This is a genomic window from Bradyrhizobium sp. SZCCHNS3016 (genome assembly GCF_032484535.1).
In the GTDB taxonomy this organism is placed as follows: domain Bacteria; phylum Pseudomonadota; class Alphaproteobacteria; order Rhizobiales; family Xanthobacteraceae; genus Bradyrhizobium.
Map to the genome: position 1 here is coordinate 851,680 of NZ_JAUETE010000001.1, position 24,655 is coordinate 876,334.

Genomic DNA, 24,655 nt, shown 5'->3' on the forward strand with positions numbered 1-24,655 from the left:
CCGGAGACGGTCGCAAAATCACCCCTGGATGATTTCTGGCAGCCCAGGCGAGCGGTGTGGCGGGGGACCGGGCCAAGCTCCCCGTTCCAACGGAATTGTATACCGATCGGATACGGGGTAGGGGATGGACCCGTCCATGACGCTTTGCCCGGATCGCACGCCAAGGCAGATCGCAACCGGCCCAACAAGTCTATCCAACGAATCGACGCCTTCCAAGGAGTGAGCACATGCAACGCACCAAGCCCCCATTCCGCGCCGACGAAGTCGGCAGCCTCTTGCGGCCCCAGAAGATCAAGGAAGCCCGCGCCAAACTCGAGAAGGGCGAAATCTCGGCCGACGATCTCCGAAAGATCGAGGACATGGAGATCGAGAAGGTCGTGCACCGCCAGGCCTCGACCGGCCTGAAGCTTGCGACCGATGGCGAGTTCCGCCGCTCCTGGTGGCATTTCGACTTCCTCGCCAAGCTGACTGGCTGCGAGCTGTTCCATCCCGACACCGGCATCCAGTTCACGGGCGTGCAGACCCGTCATGACGCGGTGCGCGTGATCAGCAAGCTCGACTTCCCGACCGATCATCCGATGCTCGACCATTTCCGCTTCCTGAAGAAGCACGCCGACACTGCGCATGTGACGGCGAAGATGACGATCCCATCACCGGCCGTGTTGCACTTCCGTGGCGGCCGCAAGTCGATCTCCAAGGACATCTATCCCGATCTCGACGCCTTCTACGAGGATCTCGGCAAGACCTATCGCAAGGCCGTCAAGGCGTTCTACGACGCCGGCTGCCGCTATCTGCAGTTCGACGACACCGTGTGGGCCTATCTGTGCTCGCAGGACGAATTGCAGAAGGCCAGGGAGCGTGGCGACAATCCCGATGGCCTGCAGCAGATCTATTCGCGCATCATCAACTACGCGATCGCCGAGCGGCCCGCCGACATGACGATCACGACCCACGTCTGCCGCGGCAATTTCCGCTCGACCTGGATCTCCTCGGGCGGCTACGAGCCGGTGGCCGAGACCATGCTCGCCAACACCAACTACGACGGCTACTTCCTGGAGTATGACAGCGAGCGCGCCGGCGGCTTCGAGCCGCTGCGCTTCCTGCCCAAGGGCAACAAGGTCGTCGTGGTCGGTCTTGTCACCTCGAAGGTCGGCGAGCTCGAGAAGAAGGACGACATCAAGCGCCGCCTGGAGGAGGCCTCGAAGTTCGCCCCGCTCGACCAGCTCGCGCTGTCCCCGCAATGCGGCTTCGCCTCGACCGAGGAAGGCAACATCCTCTCCGAGGAAGAGCAGTGGGCCAAGCTGCGCCTGTGCGTCGAGCTCGCCGAGGAGATCTGGGGGAAGTAAGCGCGCCGCGAACACTGCACGCCTCGACATCGGGTGTGCTGATCAGTGATGCGGAAGCGGGGCCGGAGCAATCCGCTCCGCTTCTTTTTTGCGCAGCAGCGCGCGGCGGATCAGCCGCTGTGCCGGGGCCTCGAACCCGGAATAGGTGAGATGCGCCGTGGTCAGGGTCAGCCCCATGAAGCTGACCCAGAACGAGGGGCTGCCGTAGGGGATCGCTCGTCCAAGCGCGCCGAAAGCCAGCGCGATCGTGAGCTGGATCGGGAAGTGCAACAGGTAGCACGAATAAGTCATGTTGCCGGCGGCCTGCAGCAGGACTTCGGTACGCCGTGGCAGCGTGATGGGCGTCGCGCAGACGAACAAGAGGATGGGTGTATAAACGAGCAGGAGCGCTGCGGAGCGCTCGGCAAGCTCAACGCCGGAGAGCCAGAGGGCCGGCGGAATTGTAACGACGGCGCACGCGGCGAACGCTTCCAGCCGCGCGCGGTACGGGGCATCGGCGACGCTCTGCCGCGCCATGGCGGCCAGTCCGCCGGCATAGAAGAACACGAAACACTTGCCGACCAGTGTGCCGCTCGCGATGCCGGCCAGGATCATCGCCAGGTTCAAGAGCGGCGATGTGGTGACGAAACGCAGCGCCAGGAAGAACGCCGCATAGACCAGGACCTCGATCGATACCGACCAGATCGGGCCGTTGAAGCTGATCCCGGTCGGCGGCAGCCAGTCGCTCGCCATGAAAAGCTGGGCGACGAAATGAGCGAGATCGTTGCTCTGGTAGACGAAGAAGAAGCCGTGCTGCGCGGCATAGAGGGCCTGCAGACCCGCGACCAGCAGCAGCGTTGCGAGATGCAGCGGATAGAGCCGCGACAGCCGGTTGACGAAGAAGGTCCAGCCGTCGACCGTGCCGTCGGGGATGATCGCGCTGTACTTCCAGAAGAAGATGAAGCCAGAGATGCACCAGAAGATCACGACGCCGTATTCGCCGAGCTCATAGAACGGAAACAGGACATTGTAGAACGGCAGCTCGCTGCGGACGAGATCGACAGGGGCATCGGCGATGTAGGCAAAGTGCGGGTAGTGCCACAGCAGCACCGAGATGGTGGCGAGGAAACGCAGCAGCTCGAGCCCGAGCAGCTTGTGAGTCCCAGGCGATGTCGATGTGTGAGGCAGGGCCATGCGGTGATCGTTAACCGTCTCGATGGGATGTGCGGCCCAATCCTAGCCGGCGCGAAGTGAAGGATTGTTTTCGCTGCCTGCGGGGATCAGCGGCAGGCGAGCTCGGTTCCCTGCAGGATCGCCTGGTCCCAGGATCGATAGCCTGTGGCATTCAGATGGATGCCTTCGAGTGTGAACGGCGACTCCATCGGCGGCAGGGGCAGGAAGGTCGCGCCGGTGCGCCTCGCGAGGTCCGGCAGCATGGCGCGATAGCCGGTGATGCTCGCCATGGCGGCCTTCTCCATGGCCGGCGTGAATGGCCCGCGCGCCTCGACGAGGGGAAACTCAGCGATGAAGATGCGCGTGGTGAGCTTTGACAGCTCGCGCAGCAGGGCCTCGTACCGCCCGGCGAAGGTCTCGCGGGAGTCGGGCTTGGCGGTCAGCGCATCGTTCACGCCGAGCGAGACGATGATCGCGAACGGCCGCTTCGGTCCGAGTGCGGGCTTGAGCCAGCCGGCGAGGTCGCTGCGCGTGCCGGCGCCGGCGAGACCGGCGTTGATGATCGGATGTCCGCAGGCGCTGGCTGGCAGTGTCGCCGCCTCGACGATGCTGTCGCCAAGCACGATGATCGGATCATCGGGGCGCGCCAGCAGGTTGTAGTGGATGATGAGCTGGCGAACCGTCCGGTGGTCGCTGCCAGACGGCGTCGCAGAGCGGCGCACCAGCACGAACGTCGCGGCTGCCGCGGCAATCACCGCAAACAGCACGAAACCCAGTCGCGCCTGTGCCTTCGCTGCCATGTGGACGATTGGTGCCCTCGATCGGTGAGACCGTAGTGCAAATTCGCAAACGGAGCTCTAATTCGCCCGCGTCCAGGTCGAGGATCGGCAGACGATGCCGCCGAGCGCGCAGCCCGCGGTCGTCAAGGTGCCGCCCGACAGCGTCATCTTGGCATCGTAGGTCTTGCCGTCATCGGGATTGCTGTAGCTGCCGGCCCAGGCATTGGGTCCGGTCGGCTTCATGCCGGAGAACAGCCGCTGGCCGACCTTGGCCGGGGTGTCGGTGCCCTCCTTGATCCAGACCAGTGTGCCGCAGATGGCCCCGCCGCAGGGGGTGAACTTGACCTTGGAGGCGCCGCTCTCGCGCAGCCAGACGCCGGTGACGTCGTCGGCGAGCGCCGGGCCTGCGGCCAGCGCGAGCGAGAACCCAAGTCCAAGGACAAAACGACCGATCATGCGTGCCTCCCTAATCCTTCGAGACGAGCTTGTTGCTGGCGGATCGTGTCGGCGATGCGGCGGGCCGACGGCGATACGCTTCGTCTCCATTGTTCAACAAGGATAGCAGGATTCGGACATGCTGCATCTCGCGACCGGGCGTGCCGATCTGGCGCGACAGCGCCGTATCCGGTGTTTCTGCGTCCGGAAGGTTCCGGGTTCGGGCTCTTTCCAATGGTGGGCAGATGGTGCTAGGAGGTTGGGCCAGGGGCACGCTGCCCACTCATGTTTCCCACCCCGCCGGGCCGAATGAAGAACGACCAGCTGCTCGCCCAGATCACGGAGTTCTGCCGCCAGTCCGACATGGCGGAGTCGACGTTCGGCCGGCGCGCCGTCAACGACGGCAAGCTGGTGCAGCGGCTGCGCGAGGGCAAGCGCATCACCATCGACACGCTCGACCGCATCCAGGCCTATATCGCGGCGTCGACCGGCACCCTGCCGCCACCGCGGCTCGATGTCGTGCCCGAGAAGCGCGATCCCAAGAGCAATTTCCGCTTCTTCGAGAACCGCCAGAAATATCTCTTGTTCGTGCACACCTGCAGCGAGAAGCGGGTGGTGGCGGAACGGGTGGGGCTCGAGCTCGCCAGCATCCATCCGCGGCCGCCGGCGCTGCGGCTGTTCGACGCCGGCGTCGGCGACGGCACCGTGCTGTCGAAGGTGCTGCGGACCATGCATGGCCGCTTTCCCCACATCCCGTTTTATGTCGCCGGCAAGGAGCTGAGCCTCGAGGACGTCCGGCTGACCTTGGAAAAGGTGCCGGACCGGCTGTTCGAGCACCCCGCCAGCGTGTTCGTGTTCACCAACATGAACTATGCCGAGGCGCCCTGGCTGACCCCGGCCTCGCCGTCGGTGGCGGCCTCGATGATCTGGCACGAGGTCGTGCTGCAGGGCGATTCGTCGGGGGATTTCGAGACCCAGATCGCGGCGCTGAAGCCGTTCCTGGAGCAGAACTGGCGCGCCAACGTCTCCCAGCGCACGGGCATGCCGGTCTATGAGCGGCCGATCGCGCTGGTGCTCTACCGCGAGGATCACCGCTTCCTGCTCGATGGCATCATCCCCAGGGCCGGGCGGGTCGAGGCCAATTTCGACCTGATCATCGCCTCGCAGCCCTACCGGGCCCGTTCCTCCGTCAATTTCCGCGCCAAGCGCATCATCGCACCGCTGGCGAGGGCGCTGAAGCCGGGCGGGCGGCTGATCGGAATCCACTCCCATGGCGAGGATCCGGGCCTGGAGATCATCCAGGCGGTCTGGCCCGGAGAAAATCCTTTCTCGGTCAGCCGCCATGAGCTATTGCGCGCCGTCAAGTACGAGTTGGGGTCCAGTGGGCGGGACTTAAATTTTAACGCCTATGCGGACAATCGCTCGATTTTCAGGTATGAGATGGAGGCTCTGCCCAACGAGGTCACCGGTACCATCGGAACCTCGACGGCCTTTGCAGCCTGGAACGCGGCGGTGTATGTCGCGCAGATCGAGGAAGACCGCCTGACGGAGGTCGCACACTCGTCTCGTGCGCTCGACGCCGCCAGAGAGGTTCTGCGAAAGCACAACGGGCTGTGGTTCTACGACGAGTCCTACGTCATCTCGCGGCGTCGCGACTGACATTCCTTAGGGATCAATACAAACGACCGCCGTGGGCGGCGAAGAAGGGGTTGCTTGATGCGCGCGTCATATCTGTTCACCTCGGAGTCGGTGTCCGAAGGCCATCCGGACAAGGTTTGCGACCGTATTTCCGATGAGATCGTCGACCTGTTCTACCGCGAAGGGCCGAAGGCCGGCATCGACCCCTGGCAGATCCGCGCCGCGTGCGAGACGCTCGCCACCACCAACAAGGTCGTGATCGCCGGTGAGACCCGCGGCCCGGCTTCGGTTACCAACGAGCACATCGAGCACGTCGTCCGCGAGGCCATCAAGGACATCGGCTACGAGCAGGAAGGCTTCCACTGGAAGACCTGCGACATCGAGATCCTGCTGCATCCGCAGTCGGCCGACATTGCGCAGGGCGTCGACGCGCTGCAGCCGGGCGAAGTGAAGGAAGAGGGCGCCGGCGACCAGGGCATCATGTTCGGTTACGCCTGCAACGAGACGCCCGATTTGATGCCGGCGCCGATTTTCTACGCCCACAAGATCCTGCGCCTGATTTCGGAAGCCCGTCATTCGGGAGTCGAGAAGGTGCTCGGCCCGGACTCCAAGAGCCAGGTCACCGTGCGCTATGAGAATGGAAAGCCGGTGGGCGTGCGCGAGATCGTCGTCTCGCATCAGCATCTGGTCGAGGACATGACTTCGGCGCAGGTGCGCGAGCGGGTCGAGCCCTATGTGCGCGAGGCGCTGCCGAAGGACTGGATCACCAAAGACACGATCTGGCACATCAACCCGACCGGCAAGTTCTACATCGGCGGCCCCGATGGCGACACCGGCCTCACCGGCCGCAAGATCATCGTCGACACCTATGGCGGCGCGGCCCCGCACGGCGGCGGCGCCTTCTCCGGCAAGGATCCGACCAAGGTCGACCGCTCCGCGGCCTATGCCGCCCGCTATCTCGCCAAGAACATCGTCGCTGCCGGTCTCGCCGACCGCTGCACCCTGCAGCTCGCTTATGCCATCGGCGTGGCGCGACCGCTGTCGATCTACATCGACACCCACGGCACCGGGAAGGTTTCCGAGGACAAGCTCGAGAAGGCGGCGGCCGAGGTGATGAACCTCACTCCGCGTGGCATCCGCTCGCACCTCGACCTCAACCGCCCGATCTACGCGCGCACCGCGGCCTACGGCCATTTCGGCCGCACGCCGGACAACGAGGGCGGCTTCTCCTGGGAGAAGACCGACCTCGCCGAAGCGTTCAAGCGCGCGGTGTAGTTGTTAGGGCCGTCATTCCGGGGCAGCGCGATAGCGCTGAACCCGGAATCTCGAAGTGATGGATTCCGGGTTCGCGCTTACGCGCCCCGGAATGACGTTTATTGACAAACAGGAACCCCACATGACCGCCAAGCCAGGTTTCACCGACTACATCGTCAAGGACATTTCGCTCGCCGAGTTCGGCCGCAAGGAGATCTCGCTCGCCGAGACCGAGATGCCCGGCCTGATGGCGACGCGTGAGGAGTATGGCCCGAAGCAGCCGCTGAAGGGCGCGCGCATTGCGGGCTCGCTGCACATGACCATCCAGACCGCGGTGCTGATCGAGACGCTGAAGGCGCTCGGCGCCGACATCCGCTGGGTCTCGTGCAACATCTACTCGACCCAGGACCACGCCGCCGCGGCGATCGCCGCCGCCGGCATTCCGGTGTTCGCCGTCAAGGGCGAGACGCTGGTCGACTACTGGGACTACACCGCCAAGCTGTTCGACTGGCACGGCGGCGGCCATCCCAACATGATCCTCGATGACGGCGGCGACGCCACCATGTACGTCCATCTCGGCCTGCGCGCCGAGAACGGCGACGCGGCGTTCCTCGACAAGCCTGCCTCCGAGGAGGAGGAGGTGTTCTTCGCGCTCTTGAAGAAGCAGCTCAAGGAGAAGCCGAAGGGCTACTTCGCCGAGATCGCCAAGTCGATCAAGGGCGTCTCGGAGGAGACCACCACGGGCGTGCACCGTCTCTACGACATGCAGAAGGCCGGCACTTTGTTGTGGCCCGCGATCAACGTCAACGACAGCGTCACCAAGTCGAAGTTCGACAACCTTTATGGCTGCCGCGAGTCGCTGGTCGACGGCATCCGCCGCGGCACCGACGTGATGATGTCGGGCAAGGTCGCGATGGTTGCGGGCTTCGGCGACGTCGGCAAGGGCTCGGCCGCCTCGCTGCGCCAGGCCGGCTGCCGCGTGATGGTGTCCGAGATCGATCCGATCTGCGCGCTGCAGGCGGCGATGGAGGGCTATGAGGTTGTGACGATGGAGGACGCCGCGCCGCGCGCCGACATCTTCGTCACCGCCACCGGCAACAAGGACATCATCACCATCGAGCACATGCGCGCGATGAAGGATCGCGCCATCGTCTGCAACATCGGCCACTTCGACAACGAGATCCAGGTCGCCTCGCTGAAGAACCTGAAGTGGACCAACATCAAGCCGCAGGTCGACGAGATCACCTTCCCCGACGGCAAGCGCATGATCCTGCTGTCCGAAGGCCGCCTGGTGAACCTCGGCAATGCGATGGGCCACCCGTCCTTCGTGATGTCGGCGTCCTTCACCAACCAGACGCTGGCGCAGATCGAGCTCTACGCCAACAACAAGGACGGCAAGTACAAGAAGGAAGTCTACGTGCTGCCGAAGTCGCTGGACGAGAAGGTGGCGATGCTGCACCTCGCCAAGATCGGCGTGAACCTCACCAAGCTGCGCCCCGACCAGGCCTCCTACATCGGCGTCAAGCCGGAAGGCCCGTTCAAGTCGGACCATTACCGCTACTGACATCCGGCGCGACGCGCTGCGGAGACGGTGAAGGCCGGGGCATTGCCCCGGCCTTTTGTTTTGTCGTCATCGATGCTCCGAAGATGGGACGTCGTCATTGCGAGCGAAGCGAAGCAATCCAGGGTGTCGCGCGCGACTCTGGATTGCTTCGTCGCTTCGCTCCTCGCAATGACGGAGAGAGTGTGCGCTCTACGAAATCAACGAGATACTGCCACCTGCTGTGTACGTGACAATCAACCCGTCCGCCGCGACGCCAGCGCCGACGCGCGCACCGCCTTCGCGCGCTTCGCGGCGTGATGCTCCGGCCGCGCGGCGAGGCGCTTGCCCTTCTTCGTCTCCGCCGCGGCCACCTTCACCGCAGGCGCGCGATGCTTGGCATATTCCTCGCCGTCGACCGGGCCGACATGCGGCGGGTCGCGATCGAGATAGGGCCGGCCGATGCCAAAGCTCTTGCCGTTGGCGTCGACCCATTTCCACAACGCTTCGGTCGCCACCCAGCGCTGCGCGCGCGTCGCGCCATTGACGCTGACGATGTCGGCCGCGAGTCCATGGCCGTAGCCGCCGCGCAGGCTGCCGCCGTGATAGGAGCGGTTGGTCGCGGCCTTCAGTCCGCTCGCGATCTCCTGGCGATAATCGTCGCGGAAGCCGCTGGTGATGCCCGGCGCGAGACCTGCGGCCTCGGCGGCGTGCAGGGTGTGAAACAGCTTCAGCTTGAAGCCGCGGTCCATGCCGCCGATCACGTACTCCATCATGCTGCGGCCGACGCGCTCGGCCGCCTTCGGATCCTTCCAGGTGAAATCATTGTCGACGAGCTTTGTGAACGCGCGCGTCACCTTCACCATGCGGCCCTTGCGCTTGACCGTGACGACGCGGCGCTCGGTCTCGCGGATCTTGTCGAGCTTCGGCGCGCGCTCGTACAGCGCCCACAGATAGCGATCGATGCAGGCATCGATGTCGGGGCACTCGTCGAGGATCTCGATGCGGTCGGCGCTGGCGACGGTGGGCCGAGGCGGTTCGGTCGCTGCGCTGGGCGCGGCCTGTTCGTCCGCTGGCAGGACGGCCGATGGCGTGATCGACGCGGTCGTCAGCGCAGGCTCGGCTGCGGTCGGCTGCGGCGACGTCGCGATCGGCTCCGCGACGACGGGCGGCGTCGCCGCCTCGATCTCGGCGGCGGCCGCGGGCCATGCCGCCGCACAAGCTATCAGGACAACGGACCGACACAACGCACGCGTCGAAAGCTGCTGCGAGCTCATCATCCGGCCTCCCCAAAATCCGAGCCCCTGCTGGTGAGGGGCGGTCAGGCATCCGATACCTGCGATTGTTCGGCGCAAGACGGCCCGGCGCAATAACGCATCTCCGCGCCCGCGCAGCTTTTGCGAGAACTGTGGCCTGCGTGCAACGCTCGTGAGTTCCGTGTGTGGCGCGACTCGCCGCGAACGATCGTTCGGCGATGACAGATGCTGGAGACCGCAGGGCCTCCGGCTGACGCTCGGTTGCCACCGCCAGCCGCGCCGCGTACTCTATTGGAACTGGTTCGTGGAGCTGACGTCATGAGCACCATCGAGATCATCGTCGGTGGCACGAGGTTGATCCGGGACTACGCGCCCGACGACTCGATCTGGTCGTTGCCCGAGGAAAAGCGCGAACGCAAGGCGCTGGCCGATGCGCAGCGCGATCTCGCCATGGGGGCTGACCGTCTGGCGCAGACGCCCTACGCCGTACGCGGCTGAGCCGTCCGGTCAGCTCGCGCGCGAGCTGCGCCGCAGCAGCTTCCGCCCTGTCAGCATGGCGCGGGCGAGATTCTCGCGCTGCAGGCGGCTCACCAGCACCACGCCGGCGACATGCAGCACCACCAGCGGGACCAGGAGATATGACGTCACCTCGTGGGTGTCCTCGACCCACCAGATGCCGAAGAAGCGCACGGTCACCTGCATCGCGCCGGTCACCACGGAGACGATGAGCAGAAGCAGCAGTGCGAGCTGCATCGCCGTGCCTGCAGGGTTCAGCCCGAGATAGCGTCCGGTCCTGCCGCGCCGCAGATTCCACAGATAAGCGGGCGTCGCGCGCAGCCGGGCGCCGATGCTGCGGAAGCGCGAATGGCGGGTGCCGATGATGCCCCAGATCAGGCGGAACGCAAGCAGTCCGAGGATCGCGTAGCCCGCGATCCGGTGCAGGCCGTCATGGACGTTCGGCGTCACCCAGGCGACGAGCACCAGCACGGCCAGCATCCAGTGCCACAGCCGCAGCGGCAGGTCCCAGACCCGTACGGTCTCGGCGGCGTCCCGGTGTTTCAGGCTGGCGCGGGGGGCTGTGCCGTGCATGGCTCTCACGTCACGTCATCCAGCACGCTGGACGACGCTTGCGCCAACTACTTGGCGATCGTGTGCTTCAGGCTGAGATCCTCCGGGCTGTAGAACAGCTCATACAGCTTGCCGCCCTTGACGCCGTAGACCTCGTAGCAGGTGCCCTCGACCTTCGAGCGGCGCACCTCGTAGCCCGCATCCTTCGCCTTGGCTTCCGCCTCGGCCGCCGGCTTCCACGACGCCTTGTCGAGCTTGGTGCAGTCCTTGTAGCCGTCGGCCAAGGCCGGCGAGATGGCGGTAAACGCGACAGCGAGCGCGGCCGCAATGGTCAGTCTCATCAATCCCTCCAATGAGCAAATTCAAATACGATGCACCGTGGGATCAGTGGAGACGGCAACCGCCCCGATGTGTCAACGGAGCGGCGGCTGGAATTGCTCTTAGAGCTTTTCCAAATTCGCCAGCTCCGCGATTTTTCAGCCGAGAATCGCAAGACGGTGTGATGCGCGACGTTACGTCTCGCTCGCGCTGCTCATCGCGACACTGTGGTCGTCTGGCGTCCGCTCTCGCCCGGTCCCGCTGGCGGGACAGGGCGAGATGCGAATGCCGGCGTCAGAATTCCAGGTTCGCACCCAGATAGAACGAACGTCCGGGGCCGGGAACGGCGGTGCCCCACATCGTCGCGGTGCCCGATACGCCGCCGCCGGTGGCAGCGACGGTGCCGGCCTCCTTGTTGAACGACATCGATGCACCCTCGCCGATATAGGCGCCGCCGAGCGGCAGGTAGTAGAGCTTGTTGAACAGGTTCTCGACGCCGAAGCTGATGCGCAGCTTCTGCCAGCTGTAGTTGCTGCGCAGGTTGACCAGGCCGTAGGCCGGGGTCTTGAGCTCGTTGCGCGCGACGGAGACGTCGGACTTGCGGCCCACCATCACCAGCTCGAGGCCGCTGTCCCAGCCGTCGAGCCGGTGCGTGAGCGTCAGCTTGCCGTTGATCGGCATGATGTTGTAGAGGCCGCCTCCGGTGTCGAGGTTCCTGCCGTTGGTATAGCTCAGGACTCCTTTCAGGCCGAAATCGCCGATCGGCGTTCTGCCCAGCGGCACCTTGCCGGACAGATCGAAGCCGTACAGCCGTGCCTGCTGGTTCATGTACTTCATGATCACGAACTGGTTGGCGACGGCAGGCACGGCAGCGGTGTTGGTGGCGGCCTTCCACTGCACCGCATCGATGTAGTCGCGCACATGGGTGTAATAGGGTGTGAGCCGTATCTCTGCCTCATGGTCGGCGCTGTGCCAGGCGCCGGTGAAGCTCACAGTATGGGCGACCTCGGGTCTCAGATTGGGGTTTCCGAGATAGCCGTTGCCGTCGCCGACGAAATTGTTCATCTCCAGCGCCATGGTGTTGCGCGACCAGGAATAACGCTCGTAGAGATTCGGCGACCGGGTCTTCTGCATCGCGCCGAACTCGAAGGTGAGATGGGCGCTTGGCGTGTTCCGGAACAGCGCCGTCAGATCGACATTGTTGTCCTTTCGCGAGCGATCCATGGCGTTGAACGCCGCGCGGGAGCCGACCGAGCTCGTCTCGTACATGCCGGACATGAACCCCGATGTCAGCGGCGTGGTGCTGGTGTTGTAGCCGACGACCGGTCCGGTGTCGGTCTCGACGCGCTCGAACCGCACGCCCAGCAGCGACAGCCAGGACGGGCTCCACTTCGCCTCCCACTCGCTGAACACGCCGGCCCGGTCACGCTTGCCGCCGTTGACGTTCCAGAACGTCAGCGGCGCCATGCCGCCGATGCAGTTGCCGACGCCGCAATCGGGGGCCGGCGGCCACCAGTCGTCGAGACGATAGGTCTGCAGATCCACTCCGACGCGGACCACGTCGCGGGGCGACAGCGTGATGTCGGCCTTGGAGGTCAGGCCGTTGGTCTTGGTGCGCGTATACATCGGCATGCCGTTGACCGGATAGCTCGCACCCGTCGTGTTCGGCGGGCGCAGCGTGCCATACGAGAGCAGCCGATCGCCGCCGAAGTTCATGTAGTGATCGACGGACTGGTGATAGAGGCGGGTGTCCAGATCGCCCCAGTCGAACCGGCCGAGATGGTGCAGGTTGAGGCTGTAGGCATCGTTGCCCAGCATGTCCATGCGCTGGTTCGGGTAGAGCTGATAGGGGACCTCCTGTACTCCCGCCTTCAGCTCGATGAGCTGGCCGTCCTTGCTCCAGGCGATGCCCATCAGGTGGTTCCTGGTCTCGTAGGCGGATGAGCCGACCTGATCGAGGGGAAGCACCGGCGTGATGGAGCTCCTCAGGGTGAAGTTCTTGAAGTTGCCGCCGGCCGTATAGTTGTCCGCTTTGACGGCGGCGCCGCTGTAGCTGACGCTGTAGTTCTCGGTGGCCATGGTGGCCGACAGGTTGACGCCGCGCACGTTGCCGTTGCTGCGGTAGAACGTGCCGATGCTGCCTTTGGTCAGCAGGCTCTGCCCCGGCGCCGCGAACAGGGCCGCCGGCGAGCTGACGGCGACGGTGCCGCCGATCGAGTCGCCGCCGACGCTCACGGGAGTGATGCCCGCCCAGATCTTGGCTGCGGCGACCTGGGCCGGATCGATGTAGGACAGCGCCGGGTTCATGTGATTGGGACATGAGGCGATGGTGTCCATGCCGTCAACCTTGATGCGCAGGCGGTCGTCGGCGAGGCCATGGATCGCCGGCAGGCTCGAGACCCCGCCGGCCGAATAGAGGCTGACGCCGGGCACATCGGCAAACAGCGCAGCGGTGTCGTTCGTGATGGCGCGCTTCGCCAGGATGTCACCCGGCGCAACCGAAGTGGCGCCGGGAGGCGCGGCGACGCCGTCGGATGAGGTCGCCTGCGGCGGTGGCGCGCTTGCCGGATTGGTCGTCGCCGCATGTGCGCCCCTGCGGCGGACGGCCGTTCGGGCGGCCGGGCGGGGCTGCGGGACAGTGACCGTCACCTGCGGCAGCGTGGCGGCAGAGCGAGCCCGCGATGGGTCCTGCGCAAGCACGGGGCTCGAAAGGGCGAATGCCAGCAGCGCGGGCGATGTCAGCACGGTGGTTGAGCGGAGCAACCGCCGCCGGACGGGTGTCGAACATTGGTCCATGATGGGATCTCGGAATAGGAATGGGAGAGGCGTCTGGCGGCGAGCGCGCCGTGGCCCCGTGAACATGTCGTGACGAGGCGGCTGCGGGCACGGCTGCGGCGACCGCCGGACGGCAGCCCACAGCGCGCGCGGACGAGACCGGCCGCATCGTGACGGGATGAGATGTCTGGGGTGATCGGCCTAGACGGCCGCCGGTGGTCCGCGAGCGACCGGCAGTTCGAGCGCCGGCCGGAGCGCCGCAACGACGTCGATCCGCTCAATCAGGATCGCCACGACCACCGGCATCGGCCGCGCCACGGTGGGTACGTGCGGGACGGCGACGCCGCGTCCGAGCGCACAGAACGGACAACTCGCGCATTGCTTGGCCGCAGTGCCGATATCGTCCGACGACGGACCGTCGGTGGAGCTCTGACAGATGATGGCGACGGTGTCGGGAGCCGCAACCGCAGCGCTCATTGCGGAGAGCGCCAGCGCGGACTGGAAGATCAGGGCCCATGCCGCGAACCAGACGAGAGCGCCGCCGAGCCGCGACAGCGCTGCGCGCCGCCGCGCCGAGCGCATGCGCGCCTCACGTCGTCCTGATGCGATGCCTTGTAGTTGACGCCCCTGACGAGCCACCGGCTGACGCTCCCGTCCCTTGGAATGACCTACAGGAGCGGACATCGCATTGGCAATGGAGTATCTGCGGCGTCGTCGACTCCCGTCAGGGTGGATCAATTCGGCCACAGTGAAGTGACTTCAACTCAGTCGTGAGCCGCAGCGTGAGTGAAATGCTGGTGCCCGCGTCTTGCGAGTCAAACTCAATCGCGATGCGTTCTCGAGCGACGGATGAGGCCGGGTCTGGACGCCGTCGCCAATAACTGTCAAATACATCCTCATGACCTTCCGCATTCACATCGCAGGCGCTGCACTGAGCAGCCGAATTACCGACCCGGCCTGATCCGTCGGGCCGGGCGCTTCTGCCTGTGAGAATTTCCTGTGAATGCTCTTGGCGCCCGAAGAGGCGCCGTATGCGAGGTCTGTATCCGTGTCTCCCAACCAACCGACGCTGCACCTCGTGTGCGGCAAGATCGCTGCCGGCAAATCGACGCTCACTGCCGCGCTCGGCCGGCGCCCGGCCACCGTCGTGATTGCTGAGGACGACTGGCTGGCGCGGCTCTATCCCGGCGAGCAGAGCACCCTGGCCGACTACGTGCGCAATTCGTCTCGGCTGCGCAGCGTGATGGGGCCGCACGTCGTCGCGCTGTTGCGAGCCGGCGTTTCGGTCGTGCTCGACTTCCCCGCCAACACGCCGGCGAGCCGCGCCTGGACGCGCAGTCTGTTCGAAGCCGCCGGCGTGCCGCACCAATTGCATCACCTCGATGTCCCCGACGAGGTCTGCAAGGCGCGGCTGCGCGCCCGCAACGCAGAAGGCCGCCACGCCTTCACCGTGACCGATGAGGAGTTCGACCTGTTCACCTCCTACTTCGTGGCGCCGACGCCCGAGGAGGGATTCGAGGTGATCGCGCATCGGACGTGATGCCGCTCGCAATAAACAGAGTGATCGTCAACGTGCTTGTAGCCCGGATGAGCGAAGCGACATCCGGGTTCACCGGCACACTGCGTGAGACCCCGGATGTCGCTTCGCTCATCCGGGCTACGCGTCGTGAGCCGCTGCAAGTCGCTCCTAAGCGCTCTGCATTCCGATCCTGAAGCGCCGATTCTGCCGGCCCTTGTTGTCCACCTTCAGGATGCGGATGGGCCGGGCCTGCGCCGTCGAGACCAGATGCGTGCCGCCGCAGGCTTGGCGGTCGAGGCCGTCGATGTCGACGATGCGGATCAGGCCGTCGGCCTGGCGCGGCGGGGCGACGGATTTGGCGCGGAACAGGCCCGCGGTCGCCTGTGCCTCGTCGTAGCCCATGTCGAAGGCGCGGACCGGGCGATCGTCCGAGATCGCCGCGTTGACCGCGTCCTCCACCGCGCGCAGCTGCTCCGGCGCCACCTTGGGCAGATCGAAATCGACACTGAACTCGTCGGTCTCGGTCATGCGGACGCCGGTCAGCAGCGCGCCGTCGAACAGCGTGTAGACGGCACTGTTGACGAGATGCGCCACCGTGTGCTGCTCGCTCATGCGCTGCCGGAACGCCGGATCGACGCGCAGCTCGATCGTTCCGCCGGGGATGGCGTCGTCACCGATCAGGTGCCAGATGCCATCAGCGGTCGGCTCGAACCCGGTGACGTCGCGGACGATCCCGTTCCACGCGATCGTGCCGCGGTCCGGCAATTGGCCGCCGCCGCCGGGATAGAACGGCGAGCGCGCCAGCAGCACCGCGCCGGGGCGTGCGTCCAGTGCCGTGATGTCGAGCTCCAGCACATCGGGATGATCGACGGCGAAGGGGCGAGGCAGAAAGTCGGTCATGCAGAGTGGTTCGCTGTATCGTAGCCCGGATGAGCGAAGCGATATCCGGGGTCACCGGGATTGCGCGCGAGAGCCCGCATATCGCTACGCTCATGCGGGCTACGAAGCTCGTCCAGACATACGCAGCATCGCGGCGCTGCGCAAATGATCCGTCATGGCCAACGGTCGCGGAGCGGCGCCTCACCGGCACGCCGCAACCGTGAACCACGCCATGCCGAACGCGCCGTCGCGCAGGCGGAGGCAGACGGTGTCGCCGGGCTGCAGCCGCTCGTAGAGGTCCTGCGGCACATGAGCGTCGGTCGGCGTTGCGAACGGACCCCAGGGCTCGAGCGTGAGCTGATAGGTCGCAAGCCGGCTATGGCCGAGATGCTTGGCGAGCACGCGGCTGCGCAGCAGTGCCGGCGCGGAGCGGTCGAGCGCGGTGTTGAACTGGCCGAGCGCTCCGAATGCATAGGCGCCGACGAACAGCGCCGCCAGCAGCAGCCGCCAGCCGCGCCGGCGGAGCTGGGTTTCGAACCGGACGGCGACGATGAGGAAAATCGTCGCGACCGCGATCGCGAACGCTGTCAGCGGCAGCCAGCTCACGAGGTTGACGTCCGACAGCGTACGCGCGGCGAGCGTGCCGGCCGCCACGATGCAACCGGTGCCGAGATTGGCGCCGTGGCCGGAGCCGAGGCCGATGCGGAACCGCCCGGGAAAGCGCAAGGTGAGGACGAGCGCCAGCAGCGGGATGACGGTGACGACCGCAATCAGCTGGCCGGCCGGAAAGCTCGGGAACAGCGACCAGGCCGCGAGCCCGATTGCGAACAGCGAGAATCCCAAGGCGACGCGCTGCGACAGCGCGCCACTGCCGCCCGGGCTGTCATTGTCGCCGGGCCTGACGTCGCGCGGGTGGGGAGCGTTCATCACCGGATCCGTATCGAGGGTGTTGTCCGCTCATAGCGCAGGAGAGTTGACCGACTGCGAACGCGGCGGGATTTGACAGCGCCGGGCGGGGTTGCGACTGTCGGTTCCAGAGCAAGAAAGCTGCACCAGGAAACGCCAGGAACACCTCATGTCAACAGAGCATGTCGACGTGCTGATCGTCGGCGCCGGGCTGTCCGGCATCGCCGCCGCCTATCATCTGCAGCACAAGTGCCCGGGCAAGCGCTTCGCAATCCTGGAGGGCCGGGGCGCGATCGGCGGCACATGGGACCTGTTCCGCTATCCCGGCATCCGCTCCGACAGCGACATGTACACGCTCGGCTATTCGTTCAAGCCATGGACCGATCCGAAGGCGATCGCCGACGGGCCGCAGATCCTGAAATATGTCCAGGACACCGCGACCGAGAACGGCATCGACCGCCACATCCGCTTCAACCATCGGGTCCGGCGCGCGTCGTGGTCGAGCGCGGACGCGCGCTGGACCGTCGAGGCCGAGCGCCGGACGGAGCAGGGCACGGTCGAGGCCGTGCGGATGACCTGCGGCTTTCTGTTCATGTGCTCCGGCTATTATCGCTATGAGTCCGGCTATCTGCCGGACTTCAAGGGCATGGCTGACTTCAAGGGCCGCATCGTGCATCCGCAGGCTTGGCCTGAGGATCTCGACTATGCCGGCAAGCGCGTCGTCGTGATCGGCTCCGGCGCCACTGCGGTGACCCTGGTGCCGGCGATGGCCAAGACCGCTGCGCATGTGACGATGCTGCAGCGCTCGCCGACCTATGTGGTGTCGCGCCCGGCGCAGGACGCGCTCGCCAACAAGCTGCGCCGGCATCTGCCCGCGAGCCTCGCCTATCACCTGATCCGCTGGCGCAACGTGCTGTTCGGGATGTACTTCTTCCAGCTCAGCCGGCGCAAGCCGCAGCGGGTCAAGCAGCTGATCCTGGGCGGGGTGCGCGCCGCGCTCGGACCCGACTACGACGTCGCCACCCATTTCACGCCGCGCTACAATCCGTGGGACCAGCGGCTGTGCCTGGTGCCGGACGGCGATCTGTTCAAGACTATTCGCGAGCAGCGCGCCTCGGTGGTGACGGCCGGGATCGAGACCTTCACCGAGCGCGGCCTGCGCCTCGCCGACGGCCGCGAAATCGAGGCCGATATCGTGGTCACCGCGACCGGGCTGGTGCTGCAGGTGCTCGGCGGCATCGAGGTCGTCGTGGATGGCCGTACCGTCGATTTCGCGAAGACGCTCAACTACAAGGGCATGATGTATTCCGACGTGCCGAATCTGGCGGCGACGCTCGGCTATACCAACGCGTCCTGGACGCTGAAATGCGACCTCACTTGCGAATATGTCTGCCGGCTCCTGAACTATATGGACCGGCACGGCTATCGCCAATGCGTGCCGCACAATGACGATTCCACCGTCACGCCGCTGCCGTCGCTGAGCTTCAGCTCCGGCTATGTGCAGCGCGCGGTTGCCGATCTGCCGAAGCAGGGCTCGAAGCGGCCGTGGCGGCTGTACCAGAACTACGCGCTGGATATCGTCTCGCTGCGCTTCGGCAAGGTCGACGACGGCGTGATGCGGTATTCGTGAGGGCAGGGGGAATCGGCAACGTGGTGTGAGTCTGCGTCGAGATCTCTCCACGGCGTCATGGCCGGGCTTGTCTCGCCCATCCATGCCGACATCCCGGCAAGCACGACGTGGATGTCCGGGACAAGCCCGGCCATGAGCAACTAGGTGGCAGTTCGCCCGGGGGGAAGGGCACTTTCGGCGTGCGCCCCCCACGTCCGAATGCAATGCCCTCCATCACCGCTCCGCCGCCCCCTCCCGCAGCGGCGCGCGGCTGAGTTCGTTGGCGGCCGCAATCGCCTTGCGCATGAGGCGCACCAGCTCGTTCGCCTCGGCCTCGCTGAGGCCGCGCACCATCAGCCGCTGCGCCGCCTCGACCGCCGGCGTGATCGCCTCCAGCGTCCTTCTCCCCTCATCGGTGATCAACAGCTCCCGTGACCGGCGGTCGCGCGCGCTCGCACGGCGGACGACGAGGCCCTTCTGTGCGAGCCGGTCGATCACGCCGGTGATCGTGGTGCGGTCATAGGCGATCAGGCCGGCCAATGTGATCTGGTCGATGGCCGGGTTGGCCGCGATCGCCGCCAGCGCCGCATATTGCACCGGCGTCAGGTCGAAGCCGGCCGCTTCCACCTCCGCCAGGAACACCGCCACGGCGATCTGCTGAAACCGGCGCGCCAGGTGCCCCGGCATGTCCCGCATCTCGGTCAATTCGAATCTCCTGTCACCAGCTTGACAAGCATACTGATGATCAGCATACTGATCAATAAGAATGGCGAGGGAGGGTGGTCACGTGCAGTTTCATCTCAACGGCTTCCAGCCGGGCGATCCCGAGATCTTCGACGCGGCCGAACGTGTGGCAAGCCAGGGTGCGCAAGGCGCGCTACCGGGCGAAGCCGATGTCCTCATCGTCGGCTGCGGCCCGGCGGGCCTCAATCTCGCCGCCCAGCTCTCGGCCTTCCCCGACATCAAGACCTGCATCGTCGAGCAGAAGCCGGGCCGGCTGTTGCTCGGCCAGGCCGACGGCATCGCCTGCCGCACCATGGAGATGTTCCAGGCCTATGGTTTTGCCGAGAAAGTGCTGAGGGAAGCGTGCTGGATCAACGAGACCACGTTCTGGAAGCCCGATGACGCCAACACCGCCCACATCGCGCGCAGCGGTCGCGTGCAGGACGTCGAGGACGGCCTGTCGGAGATGCCGCATGTCGTGCTCAACCAGGCTCGGGTCCACGATTTCTTCCTGGACGTGATGCGCCGGTCGGCCGCGAAGCTCGAGCCGCATTACGCGCGGCGGCTGCGTGATCTGCGGATCGATCCGGCCGCAGGCGTCGATGCGCACGGCGTGACCGTCAGCTTCGACCGCATTGATCCGGAGCATGAAGGCCAGGTGGAGACGGTGCGCGCGCGCTACGTCGTCGGCTGTGATGGCGCCCGCAGCACCGTGCGCAAGGCGATCGGTCGCGAGCTGCAGGGCGACTCGGCGAACCATGCCTGGGGCGTCATGGACGTGCTCGCCGTGACCGATTTTCCCGACATCCGCTTCAAGTCGCTGATCCAGTCCGCCAAGGATGGCAGCCTTCTGGTGATCCCGCGCGAGGGCGGCTATCTCGTCCGGCTCTATGTCGAGCTTGCCAAGCTCGAGGTCGGCGAGCGCGTGGCGGGGCGCAACATCACCGTCGACGAAGTGATCGCCAAGGCACGGCGCATTCTCGCGCCATATACGCTCGAGGTGAAGGAGGTCGCGTGGTGGTCGGTCTATGAGATCGGCCAGCGCATCACTGACAAGTTCGACGACGTGCCGGAGGCCGAGGTCGCAACGCGGCTGCCGCGCGTGTTCATCGCCGGCGACGCCTGCCACACCCACAGCCCGAAGGCGGGGCAGGGCATGAACGTGTCGATGCAGGACACGTTCAATCTCGGCTGGAAGCTCGCCGCCGTCCTGGGCAAGCGTTGCGCGCCGCAGCTCTTGCACAGCTATTCGGCGGAGCGGCGGGCCATCGCCCAGGAGCTGATCGATTTCGATCGCGAATGGGCAGGAATTCTTGCCTCCGCCGCCAAGCAGGGCGGCGCCGATGCGGCCAAGACCCAGGACTATTTCGTCCGCCACGGCCGCTACACGGCTGGCACCGCCACGCACTATCGACCCTCCGTTCTCACCGGCGACGACACCTTCCAGCCGCTCGCCGCCGGCTTCGTCATCGGCAAGCGCTTTCACTCGGCGCCGGTGATCCGGCTCGGCGATGCCAAGCCGGTGCAGCTCGGCCATGTCGTCCAGGCCGACGGCCGCTTCCGCATCTTTGCGTTCGCGGCGGCGGAGGATCCAGCCGCGCCGGAGTCCGCCATCCGCCGCCTGTGCAAATTCCTCAGCGAGGATTCGGCCTCACCCGTGCGCCGCCACACCCAAGCCGGCGCCGACATCGATTCCGTGATCGATCTGCGCGCGGTGTTCCAGCAGGGGCATCGCGAGCTCGCGATCGAACACATGCCGGAGCTGCTGCTGCCGCGGAAGGGGCGTTATGGCCTCATCGACTACGAGAAGATGTTCTGTGCCGATCTGAAGAGCGGCCAGGACATCTTTGCGATGCGCGGCATCGATCGCGCCGCAGGCTGCATCGTGATCGTGCGGCCCGATCAGTATGTCGCCGACGTCCTGCCGCTCGACGACGTCGGGAGGCTGTCGGCGTATTTCGACGGCGTGCTGCTGCCGGTCCGCTGAGAGAGGGTAAACGAAACCCAAATCCGCTCCTCGGATTTCCGGGCTTGGCGCTAGTCAGATCCCAAGGTTTCCTTGCTACAAACGAGTTCTCCGGAATGGACGATTGAGTGGGTGAGACGTTGAAATGTTGATGTTGGCGAACCGTCGCAAGAGTGAACGTCGGCTGTGCAGGAGGATCGCGAAGATTCACTACGGCAACGGCAGCCTGCCGCGGGACTGCACGGTCACGGATATTTCCGACGGCGGCGTCAAGGTGATCGCCGAATTTGTCGAGATTCCCCCGCAGTTCACCATCGTCTTCGCGCCCGACCACCAGCGCAAGTGCCGGCTGGCTTGGCGCATCGGCTGCGAGTTCGGCGCCGAATTCATCGATTGAGGCGGGCCGGCCGCGCCTGCTTAACGGGACCTTAGGGTTAATCTGCCAGCGTGCAGATCATCAGGTCTCGAAGTAGTTCAGTTGCATGCGTACGCGGCCCCTTCGCTCTCTCCCTCTGCTCCGGCCGGCTGCGTTCGCGCTGTCGTTCACGGCCGTGCTGCTCGGTCTCGGCGCCTGCCAGACCACCGATCTCAGCGAGGTCACGGGGGCACTGGGCGGCAATCCCGAAAAGAGCCGCGCGGCCGCCACCGACCCGCGCGCCGAGATCGATCAGCTCCGCGAGCGCTTCCGCGCCAATCCCAACGATCCCGAGGTGGCGCTGCGCTATGGCAGCGCCCTGCGCGGCACCGGCCAGCGCTCGCAGGCCGTCGCCGTGCTGGAGCAGGCGAGCATCGCCAGCCCCGGCAACAAGGCGCTGCTGGCGGCCTACGGCCGTGCGCTCGCCGACAACGGCAATTTCCAGCAGGCGTTCGACGTGCTCAGCCGCGCGCATTCGCCCGAGGATCCCGACTGGCGCATCCTGTCGGCGCAGGGCGCCACGCTCGACCAGATGGGGCGCAACGAGGAGGCCCGGCAATACTACATGACGGCGCTGAAGATCGCCCCTGACGATCCCTCGGTGCTGTCCAATCTCGGCCTGTCCTACGCGCTCTCCAACGAACTGCCCAAGGCCGAGGAGCAGTTGCGCAAGGCCAGCGCACATCCCGATGCCAGCCCGCGGGTCCGGACCAATCTCGCCGTCATCGTCGGGCTGCAGGGCAGGATGAGCGAGGCCGAGAGCATCGCGCGGTCGGGGCTGCCGCCGGAGCAGGCCAATGCCAGCGTCGCCTATGTGAAGCGCATCCTGGAGCGCCGCAAGATCGCGCAGCGCGAGCTGTCGCCGCGCCGCGACCGTCCGGTGGCCGGCGAGCCCGACAAGGCGCTGGCGCGGGCGCTCAGCCGGTCCGACGATTAGAGCATGATCCGGAAAAGTGGAAACCGGTTTTCCCTCGTGACAAACGCCAAAGGCGTTTGCGCGGAGAGCATGCTCAAACAAGGAGATGAGATCATGATGCGATTCCGTTGAATCGCATCATGATCTAAGGCGCTATTTCGCGCCGAGCAGTTTCGCGATCGGCGCCAGCAGGGAGCCGCGCTGCGGCTTGTGGTCGATGCGTCCCGTGAGCCGGTTCGCGATGTCCTGGAACAGTTTTGGCGTGCGGCTCAGCCCCGATATCTCCGCGATCATCTGGCCGTTGTTGGCGGCGGTGCCGAACAGCTTGCAGTCGAACGGGATGATCGCGACCGGCTCGGCCTCGACGGTCTTGGCGAAGCGCTTCAGGTCGATCTCCGGCCGCTTGGGCATGCCGACCTGGTTCAGGCAATACAGCGGCGGCCGGTCGTTCGGGCGCGAGGCCTTGAGCACGCTCAGGAGATTCTTGGCGTTGCGCAGGTTCGCCAGATCGGGCTCGGCGACCACCAGGATGTCGTCGGCATTGATCAGCGCATGCCGCGTCCAGGCCGACCATTGGTGCGGCACGTCGAGCACGATGCATTGCTGGGTCATGCGCAGGGTGTCGAAGATCGCGTCGAACGCATCGGCGCCGAAATCATAGACGCGGTCGAGCGTCGCGGGGGCGGCGAGCAGGTTGAGATTTTCGGTGCATTTGGCGAGCAGGCGCTCCATCAGCGCCGTATCCGGCCGGTCCGGCTGGAACACGGCGTTGGCGATGCCCTGCAGCGGATCCTGGTTGTAGTCCAGTCCCGCGGTGCCGAACGCCATGTCGAGATCGATGACGACGGAATCCAGCGTCAGGTCGCGCGCCATGCTCCAGGCGACGTTGTGGGCGACGGTGGAGGCGCCGACGCCGCCCTTGGCGCCGACCACGGCAATGATGCGGCCGGTGATGACGGCCTCCGAGGCCGAGAACAGGCTGCAGACCGAGCGGATCACGTCGATGGTCTCGACCGGGCCGATCACATAGTCGTTGACGCCGCGCCGGACCAGCTCGCGATAGGCGACGCCGTCGGACGGGCTGCCGATCAGCACCACGCGGGTGCCGGGATCGCAGACGCTGGCGAGGTCGTCGAGGCCGCCGAGAATGTCGCCGCCGGGCCTGGTCTCGATCAAGATGACGTTCGGCGTCGGCTGCGAGTGATAGGTCTCGATCGCGCGCGGCATGCCGCCCGCCTTGATCGTGATGTGCGCCTTGCCGAGTCTTCGGTCCTGGCTCGCCGCGAGTATCGCGGACGAGGTCTGGTCGGTCTCGCAGAACGCCTGCACCGAGACGCGCGGGACCGGCGCGATGTGATCGTCGAGGGCCGGGCCGGTGGGGCCGGGCTGCTCATCCTGGCTCTGACGGGACGCGTTGATCATTTGCCTGTATCGCTGAGCTTGGCCTTGTCTGACTCCGGATACGCCACCGCCGTCGACTCGCCCTTGCGGTACTTCTCGAACAGCGCGGAGCGGCGCGGCGTGTAGGCGGCCATCTCCGAGCGCGGCTGCTCGAGATCGGCCGGGTTGTCGATCATCGCAGCGAGGTTGCGCTGCGTGGCGCAGCCGAAATTCTGATAGTGCTGGTTGCTGCTGTAGCCGGGATTGTTGATGTTCGGCCCGAGATCGTCGGGCCACAGCCCGCACGGGCCGGCAACGGCCGCGATCTTCGGATAGCTCAGCCGGATGACGGCGAGCTGCCGCGTGTCGTCGGGCATGGTGTTGCGCATGGTGATCGCGTGCGAGGGCACGCCGCCGGCGGTCAGCACGGCGCGGATCTCGCGGTAGGCGTCGGCCGCGGCGCGCGCATTCGACGTGCCTGCCGGCACCTCCGCCATGATCCCGCCGGTGCCTTCGCGCAGCCATGAGCGCGCGAGCCCCGCGACGTCCACGCGCTGCTGGTAGGTCAGGCCGCCGCGTCCGCTGCCGATGAAGACGACCGTCGACTGCCGGCCTTCCTCGATCGCGATCGGATGGCGGATCTTGTAGTCGTCCGGGATCGTCGCGACGACCTCGCCGGTGGTGTAGTTGCAGGCGCCGAGCGTGAGCGCCAGCCCCGCGATGGCGCCGATCCGGCGCAGCGTGCGTCCGCCGCCTGGTGTGGATGTTGCCGACATGATCG

Annotated in this window: 23 protein-coding genes; 10 read left to right on the forward strand and 13 right to left on the reverse strand. The window is 66.0% G+C overall.

Features of this window, described 5'->3' with window-relative positions; translation table 11 throughout:
* Positions 1-227 precede the first annotated feature (227 nt).
* On the forward strand, positions 228-1,346 hold the full coding sequence (locus QW881_RS04090; protein WP_315759154.1) for a cobalamin-independent methionine synthase II family protein: 1,119 nt from the start codon (positions 228-230) through the stop codon (positions 1,344-1,346).
* Between the two features lie 42 nt (positions 1,347-1,388).
* Here QW881_RS04090 and QW881_RS04095 read toward each other — a convergent pair whose 3' ends face one another.
* The 3 genes from QW881_RS04095 to QW881_RS04105 all read right to left on the reverse strand — a co-directional run bounded on the left by QW881_RS04095 (position 1,389) and on the right by QW881_RS04105 (position 3,733).
* A complete protein-coding gene (locus QW881_RS04095; protein WP_315759153.1) occupies positions 1,389-2,519 on the reverse strand; it encodes an acyltransferase in 1,131 nt (376 codons plus the stop codon).
* Positions 2,520-2,605: 86 nt separating this feature from the next.
* Positions 2,606-3,298: an SGNH/GDSL hydrolase family protein gene (locus QW881_RS04100; RefSeq protein ID WP_316158007.1), complete on the reverse strand. Its 693-nt coding sequence runs from the start codon at positions 3,296-3,298 to the stop codon at positions 2,606-2,608.
* Between the two features lie 57 nt (positions 3,299-3,355).
* Positions 3,356-3,733 carry a DUF2147 domain-containing protein gene (locus tag QW881_RS04105; protein ID WP_315738976.1) on the reverse strand — a complete coding sequence of 126 codons (378 nt, stop codon included), beginning with the start codon at positions 3,731-3,733 and terminating at the stop codon, positions 3,356-3,358.
* Positions 3,734-4,021: 288 nt separating this feature from the next.
* On the opposite strand from QW881_RS04105, the gene QW881_RS04110 reads away from it, so the two are divergent.
* The 3 genes from QW881_RS04110 to ahcY all read left to right on the forward strand — a co-directional run bounded on the left by QW881_RS04110 (position 4,022) and on the right by ahcY (position 8,168).
* Entirely contained in the window at positions 4,022-5,371 is a 1,350-nt protein-coding gene (locus QW881_RS04110) for a hypothetical protein (protein ID WP_315759151.1), read from the forward strand.
* A gap of 57 nt (positions 5,372-5,428) precedes the next feature.
* Positions 5,429-6,625, forward strand: a complete 1,197-nt coding sequence (gene metK, locus QW881_RS04115) for a methionine adenosyltransferase (protein WP_315759150.1) — start codon at positions 5,429-5,431, stop codon at positions 6,623-6,625.
* Positions 6,626-6,746: 121 nt separating this feature from the next.
* Positions 6,747-8,168 carry an adenosylhomocysteinase gene (gene ahcY, locus QW881_RS04120; RefSeq protein ID WP_315759149.1) on the forward strand — a complete coding sequence of 474 codons (1,422 nt, stop codon included), beginning with the start codon at positions 6,747-6,749 and terminating at the stop codon, positions 8,166-8,168.
* 233 nt (positions 8,169-8,401) lie between these two features.
* Here the strand turns inward: ahcY and QW881_RS04125 are convergent, their stop codons facing one another.
* Positions 8,402-9,424: a hypothetical protein gene (locus QW881_RS04125; RefSeq protein WP_315759148.1), complete on the reverse strand. Its 1,023-nt coding sequence runs from the start codon at positions 9,422-9,424 to the stop codon at positions 8,402-8,404.
* A 294-nt stretch (positions 9,425-9,718) separates the two neighbouring features.
* On the opposite strand from QW881_RS04125, the gene QW881_RS04130 reads away from it, so the two are divergent.
* On the forward strand, positions 9,719-9,898 hold the full coding sequence (locus QW881_RS04130) for a hypothetical protein (protein WP_315759147.1): 180 nt from the start codon (positions 9,719-9,721) through the stop codon (positions 9,896-9,898).
* 9 nt (positions 9,899-9,907) lie between these two features.
* Here the strand turns inward: QW881_RS04130 and QW881_RS04135 are convergent, their stop codons facing one another.
* From QW881_RS04135 to QW881_RS04150, 4 genes are all read right to left on the reverse strand, one after another.
* The gene (locus tag QW881_RS04135; RefSeq protein ID WP_315759146.1) at positions 9,908-10,489 is read right to left on the reverse strand and encodes a cytochrome b/b6 domain-containing protein; all 582 of its coding nucleotides are present in this window, start codon (positions 10,487-10,489) and stop codon (positions 9,908-9,910) included.
* 47 nt (positions 10,490-10,536) lie between these two features.
* Positions 10,537-10,809 (reverse strand): PepSY domain-containing protein, encoded by a 273-nt coding sequence (locus QW881_RS04140; protein ID WP_315759145.1) that lies wholly within the window; start codon positions 10,807-10,809, stop codon positions 10,537-10,539.
* A 271-nt stretch (positions 10,810-11,080) separates the two neighbouring features.
* Entirely contained in the window at positions 11,081-13,435 is a 2,355-nt protein-coding gene (locus QW881_RS04145) for a TonB-dependent receptor (protein ID WP_315759144.1), read from the reverse strand.
* A gap of 327 nt (positions 13,436-13,762) precedes the next feature.
* Positions 13,763-14,143: a DUF2946 family protein gene (locus QW881_RS04150; protein WP_315759143.1), complete on the reverse strand. Its 381-nt coding sequence runs from the start codon at positions 14,141-14,143 to the stop codon at positions 13,763-13,765.
* Positions 14,144-14,609: 466 nt separating this feature from the next.
* Between QW881_RS04150 and QW881_RS04155 the strand changes: the two genes are divergently transcribed.
* Complete coding sequence (locus QW881_RS04155) at positions 14,610-15,101, forward strand: ATP-binding protein (RefSeq protein ID WP_315759142.1); 492 nt, start codon at positions 14,610-14,612, stop codon at positions 15,099-15,101.
* A gap of 147 nt (positions 15,102-15,248) precedes the next feature.
* Here the strand turns inward: QW881_RS04155 and QW881_RS04160 are convergent, their stop codons facing one another.
* Together QW881_RS04160 and QW881_RS04165 are read right to left on the reverse strand one after the other, a co-directional pair.
* Positions 15,249-15,980: an alanyl-tRNA editing protein gene (locus QW881_RS04160; protein ID WP_315759141.1), complete on the reverse strand. Its 732-nt coding sequence runs from the start codon at positions 15,978-15,980 to the stop codon at positions 15,249-15,251.
* A gap of 180 nt (positions 15,981-16,160) precedes the next feature.
* The gene (locus QW881_RS04165; RefSeq protein WP_315759140.1) at positions 16,161-16,886 is read right to left on the reverse strand and encodes a hypothetical protein; all 726 of its coding nucleotides are present in this window, start codon (positions 16,884-16,886) and stop codon (positions 16,161-16,163) included.
* 97 nt (positions 16,887-16,983) lie between these two features.
* Here QW881_RS04165 and QW881_RS04170 point away from each other — a divergent pair, with 97 nt between their 5' ends.
* Positions 16,984-18,495, forward strand: a complete 1,512-nt coding sequence (locus QW881_RS04170) for an NAD(P)/FAD-dependent oxidoreductase (protein ID WP_315759168.1) — start codon at positions 16,984-16,986, stop codon at positions 18,493-18,495.
* 213 nt (positions 18,496-18,708) lie between these two features.
* Here the strand turns inward: QW881_RS04170 and QW881_RS04175 are convergent, their stop codons facing one another.
* Complete coding sequence (locus QW881_RS04175; protein ID WP_315739133.1) at positions 18,709-19,161, reverse strand: MarR family winged helix-turn-helix transcriptional regulator; 453 nt, start codon at positions 19,159-19,161, stop codon at positions 18,709-18,711.
* A 100-nt stretch (positions 19,162-19,261) separates the two neighbouring features.
* On the opposite strand from QW881_RS04175, the gene QW881_RS04180 reads away from it, so the two are divergent.
* The 3 genes from QW881_RS04180 to QW881_RS04190 all read left to right on the forward strand — a co-directional run bounded on the left by QW881_RS04180 (position 19,262) and on the right by QW881_RS04190 (position 22,515).
* The gene (locus QW881_RS04180) at positions 19,262-21,184 is read left to right on the forward strand and encodes an FAD-binding monooxygenase (RefSeq protein WP_315759139.1); all 1,923 of its coding nucleotides are present in this window, start codon (positions 19,262-19,264) and stop codon (positions 21,182-21,184) included.
* Positions 21,185-21,314: 130 nt separating this feature from the next.
* Positions 21,315-21,560 carry a PilZ domain-containing protein gene (locus QW881_RS04185; RefSeq protein ID WP_315712872.1) on the forward strand — a complete coding sequence of 82 codons (246 nt, stop codon included), beginning with the start codon at positions 21,315-21,317 and terminating at the stop codon, positions 21,558-21,560.
* Between the two features lie 85 nt (positions 21,561-21,645).
* Complete coding sequence (locus QW881_RS04190; RefSeq protein WP_315759138.1) at positions 21,646-22,515, forward strand: tetratricopeptide repeat protein; 870 nt, start codon at positions 21,646-21,648, stop codon at positions 22,513-22,515.
* A gap of 132 nt (positions 22,516-22,647) precedes the next feature.
* Here the strand turns inward: QW881_RS04190 and QW881_RS04195 are convergent, their stop codons facing one another.
* Positions 22,648-23,916 carry a CpaE family protein gene (locus QW881_RS04195; protein ID WP_315759137.1) on the reverse strand — a complete coding sequence of 423 codons (1,269 nt, stop codon included), beginning with the start codon at positions 23,914-23,916 and terminating at the stop codon, positions 22,648-22,650.
* On the reverse strand, positions 23,913-24,650 hold the full coding sequence (locus QW881_RS04200) for a CpaD family pilus assembly protein (protein WP_315759136.1): 738 nt from the start codon (positions 24,648-24,650) through the stop codon (positions 23,913-23,915). The genes QW881_RS04195 and QW881_RS04200 overlap by 4 nt, the downstream gene beginning before the upstream one ends.
* Between the last annotated feature and the right edge of the window lie 5 nt (positions 24,651-24,655).